The 4,261-nt window shown below is 46.7% G+C and carries 1 protein-coding gene; it reads right to left on the reverse strand.

Annotated elements, in window-relative coordinates:
* On the reverse strand, nucleotides 1–4,261 hold a 4,261-nt coding region (locus FRX97_RS12105), incomplete at both ends, for a PKD domain-containing protein (protein WP_147015482.1).

Here is a 4,261-nt window from a genome sequence, read left to right on the forward strand (position 1 = left end):
GAACATCCAGGGAGTATTTGGTAGCATCTACACGAAGGATGTAGTCTGTCGCTTGATTTGTACAACCAAAAATATCGGTAACCTCCACTGCAAATTCTTGCTGGGTAAATACTTCCACGGTTTGGTTGGGACAGTCGCTACAACTGAATTTTGCTTTTGGCGTCCAGTTGTAAATAAGTCCAGGGTATTCGGGAAGCTGAGTTGTAAACGAATCGCCTTTTACAATGAGGGTATCGAAGATGTTAGGCAGAATAATGGTAGAATCTAACCCTACGATGTTCGCTACAACGGTTGCGGTATCGCGACAGCCTTTTAGGTTAAACACCGCCACTTTGTAGGTATAACTATTTCCAATGGAATCGCCTATGGCGCTAAAGCGTACGTTGGCACCAAAAGGCACTGCCAGCAACGTGTCGGGCGACCAACTGTAGGATGATCCACCTGATGCTGATAAGGTGTCAATTTGATCGATACACACCTCAAAAGTTCCTCCTTTGGCCTTAGGCAGTGGGTTCACAATGACTTGCTTTTGCAGCTGGTCGCTACAGTTTTCAGCCTGATTGCTCACAAACTGCTTGATGGTATAAGTTCCAGGAGATTTGTATAGGTGTTTTAATACCTGCTTTTTCGAAGAACTCACCTGCCCGTCGCCAAACTCATACCGCACATCTTGTACGTTGTTGGTGTTGGAGGTAATAAATACGGTGTCGTTTAAACAAACCTCGCTCGGGGCAAAGAACCCTGCCAATACTTGTTTTACACGTATGGATTTAGAGATGTTGTTTACACAGCCCTCTTTGGTGGTAAGCTCCAGATTAAGGGTTAGGAAGTTGGTTCCCGAAGGTTCGTTCACTGGATATACTGCTGGGTTGGTACTTCGGGTATCCACTCCATTTCCGATAATCTGCCACTGGAACTGATCTACGTTTATTCCGGAAGTAAACTTCATGGCCAAATCGCTGCGGTTACACACTTCGTTAACCGATTCAATTTTGGCCGTTGGAATGGCCACTTTGATGGTTTTCTCTATGGATGCAAAACACCCGGCTGAGGTAACGGCCTCCAAACGTATGGTTTTACTACCTCCAAGGAGCGATAAATTAAAGTTAGGAATAAACGGACTTTGCAATACATCGTTGATATACCAGTTGTAGGTGGTTCCTAAATCCTGGTTTACAATGGCAATACGCACCCGGTCGTTATCGCAAAGTACATCTGCAAAATCTAAGAGCCCATCGATGGTGAAATCGGGGGTTGGGATGTCTTGAATTTCAATGTCGTTGCGATAGCTGTTAATACAACCGGTGGTTTTATTGAGCACGGTGGTCGTTACGGTAAACCGTCCAGAGGAGACAAAGCGGTGCGAGCGGTTAGGCCCAAACTCTACAGGCGATCCATCTCCATAATCCCAAGAGATTTGTACGTTCTCGGTAGATGTTGCGCTAAAAGGTACCGGAGCGTTGATACAAGCTTCAGTTGGTACGCTAACATTAGCCGAAGGAATTTTGTTGACCGTAAAATTCACCCTATCGTTCAATAGCTTCGTGCAACGACTGTTGCCCATGTCTTTAAAACCAGCGATGTAATAAGTGTAGGAACCAACGGCCGGAGATAAAAGTTCTATGCTTTCACCCGATTGCAGAGAGTAGTTAACCCCTACATCGGTGGGCGACGATTTAAGGGTAAAGACATAAGGCCCTACTCCCGAACCGTTAATGGTGATGTACACATTTTCGCCATCGCAGATTTTAGAAGTTGCCGAGACAATAGCCTGAGCTGGTTTTCCAAATACTACAGGGGTACCTGGAGCCACGCTTAAGCAATAGTCCTTAACGTTAAGTCCAAGGGTAGAACCGTTTTTGGTTCCCACAACGCGCGATAGGTAATATACCTTACCGGTTGCAATGGCCTTGTTACTGGCTACAATTCCGTTGCTTCCCTTAAAATGTAGGATGTTGCCCAAACTGGCTCCACTTTCAGTGTGTAACACATAAAGTAAGGTGTCGTCCGAGTCGAGGACATAATCGGAAGTAGCTTGCGCAATGAGGCGATCTCCGATACAAGCAAAAAGGGTGTCTTGTACAAGACTACCAGCATCGCTAAGACAAGGACAACCATAGGAAGTGCGAAGGGTATCGGAGAACCCACAACCACTTTGATCGCTAAATCCAAACTTGTAGGGTTGTCCTGAGTTAAGAACCGGTGTGGTATAGGGCAATGAACCGACGAGCTTACCATTAACGGTAATAGAAGCGGGGTCTCCACCGCGTACATCGATTACAAATTGGTAGTTGGCTCCGTTGTTCAAACAAATGGTATCGATTACCGAAGCGCGAAGGAAATCGGAGAATACAATAGAAACGGTATCGTGATCTACACATTGAGCCGAAGCTTCTTCTCTCCAAATGAGATCGTAAGTACCGGAAGTACCCACGCTAACGCGAGAGTTTGGCTCTTGCGCATCTTCGTATACCACAGCCCCCGAACCGTTATAAATCCAGAAGCTACGGTTTTTAGGCCCACTTACCGATGGGGTGGCATAAAGCTGAGCCGAAGTCCCACAAAAGAGTGAATCGACTCCAGCGTCGGCTTTGGGCTGCTCGAAGAAGGTCGCAAAAACGGTATCGCGAGAAACGGGACAAGGTGCATTGGTTTCTTCCCAAATGAACTGGTATTCCCCCGGCTCGGGAACAAAGGCAAAGGTTTTCGATTGCTTGTTATTGGAGAAGGTAAAAGAACCGTCTGAAGGCAGTCGCCAAGCTCCTTTTCCAAAGGAAGGGGTCGCATCGAGTTGGGTAAAACTTCCACATACCTCTATAGGACTGGGCCCTGCATTGGCAAAGGGTTGTTTTTTAACTACCACACGCACCGATCCATCGAGTACCAGCCCGCCACAATTGGCGCCTTCATCGCGAATGGCGTTGATTTGATAAAGTCCTCCCTCGAATACATTGAGTTGGAAACTGTTGTTATTGGTCACTACGGGATTCCCAAAAGGAGCGCCGTTTTTAAGGAACTCTATGCGGTAAGGCCCTGTTCCACCTGTAATGGCTACGTTGATTTGAGTAGAAGAACCTTCACAGATGTTAATTTCATCGGGATCGGTAATCGAAACCCGTGGAAGATCGAATACATTAACCGCTATGGGGGTATCGAAATTCAGCTCACAGGTATTGGCGTTGCCATCGGAAAGTCGCGTAAAGCGATACACGGTGTTTTCCAGTGGGTTTAGCGGCAAAGATCCCGAATCGGGCAAGAAGCTGTAATCGAGCACCGAAGTCCCTTTGGAGTTGGTGGCGGTTCCTTGTAGTCTAAAGGGCCCGTTACCGGTAAATTCAAAGCCAAGTTCAAAGATGTCCCCCTCGCAGATGTCTCCACCCAAACTGCTAAAGCTAACGGCAGGTTGTGGACGGAAGATAATCGGCGTACCATCTCCAACCGATACACAGGTGTCAATGGGGTCGATGCCGCCACCTCGGCGATCTCCTGCAATAGGAGAAATGTAGTAGGTCTTGTTGAACTCTAGCGCAGGGAAATAGTCGAAGGAAGGGAACTGGTTAGAATCTAAACGCTCTCCCAAAACGATACCTGCTCTATCGTGAAGGATGTAATAAAGCGTGTCTTCAGGTTCTAGGAAAGAATTGGATACGTTAGGCACCACCGCAGTTTCGTATTCACAGAACTCCAGTGGATTTATATCCATAGTACCGGCAAAAGTGGCGCACTCACAGTATTTTCTTGGACGACGGTTAAATACAGCTTCCACATCCGGACAGTTGGATCCATCGTAAAAACGATAGGAATATTCTACTCCGTTAGGAAGGGTATCCAGCCTATGCAAAGCACTTGGAGCGGGAGCACCAGATTTCACCAGATTGCCATCTACAAAAAGATCGTACTGGTAGTTGGTTCCATCTCCGCCAGAGAGTTCAATAACGGGTGTAAACCCAAGGAAAGAAATTCCATCGGGATTGAGGATACAGTCTTCTTCGATGAGTTTCGCTACGATGGGTTCGAATACGCCCACTTCGATGGCTGCAGGTTTTACGATAGGACAACGCAGAGAGCTATTGTCTATCATGCGTGTAACCGAAAAGGTGGTGATATCGGAAAGCGGTTGAGAGAACTGATAGGAGTTAATTACCGGTAGCTCGTTAAGCGCAGGATAGGTATTTCCGTTGCCATCGGAGATTTCAAGATCAAAAGGACCGTTTCCAACCATAGTAGCGGTAATGGTAACAGCAGAATCTTTACAAAGAAT

The sequence above is a fragment of the Luteibaculum oceani genome (assembly GCF_007995015.1).
Lineage (GTDB): Bacteria > Bacteroidota > Bacteroidia > Flavobacteriales_D > Luteibaculaceae > Luteibaculum > Luteibaculum oceani.